Origin of the sequence: Streptomyces viridiviolaceus, from assembly GCF_014650995.1 — a bacterium.
Lineage (GTDB): Bacteria > Actinomycetota > Actinomycetes > Streptomycetales > Streptomycetaceae > Streptomyces > Streptomyces viridiviolaceus.
The window spans coordinates 1-660 of record NZ_BMWA01000111.1; the positions used below are offsets into that span (position 1 = coordinate 1).

At 37.1% G+C, this 660-nt stretch carries 1 protein-coding gene; it reads right to left on the reverse strand.

Going from position 1 to position 660, the window contains the following annotated elements:
- The coding region (locus IE260_RS41140; RefSeq protein ID WP_189881034.1) for a RepB family plasmid replication initiator protein at positions 1–276 on the reverse strand (276 nt) is incomplete at its 3' end.
- Between the last annotated feature and the right edge of the window lie 384 nt (positions 277–660).

The following is a 660-nucleotide window of genomic DNA, read 5'->3' on the forward strand; positions in this document are numbered from 1 at the left end:
ATAGGTGTAATTTTCTTCGCTCTCATGACTTAACACTTCCCCTAAAATCTTACTGACAGGCACTTCATGGAGTTCAAAGTCTTTATCGCTGATGGAGTTGAGCTTACTGATCACATAGTAAAAGAATTTTAATTCGTTAGCGGTTGTATCGCCGTATTTGGCGTAAATGAATTGGTTGTCTTGGGTGATCAGGTATTTTTGGGATTTTTTAACGCTTGGGCGCTTGAACTTTTTAGGTCGCTTATTGGGTTTGGGTTCGTTATTAACTTTAGGCATGTTAAATCCTTATTTAGTTTATTCAAAGGCAAAAGACGATATGATCGTAGCGATAGCCAAACCCCCTAGAGCGGTAACTCTAGGGGTATTTTTAGTGTAGTGGCTGTGTCAAAAGAACCACTACAACTAGTGAAACTATCACAACGATAATGAACTTCATGGTGTGCCTCCTAACAGAGTGCCACCCACTGCACTCCCCACCCATTAACTCAAAAATTAAGCTAATTGCTCCAAATTTGACACAAAAAAGACACTGCCATGCATACCGCCTACATCGTTATTATAGCATAAAATAACTATTTTTTAGTTAAAAACCTAGCTTTTAGGCTATTTTTTAACATTAAAAACCTAGCTTTTAGGCTATTTTTTAACATTAAAAACCTA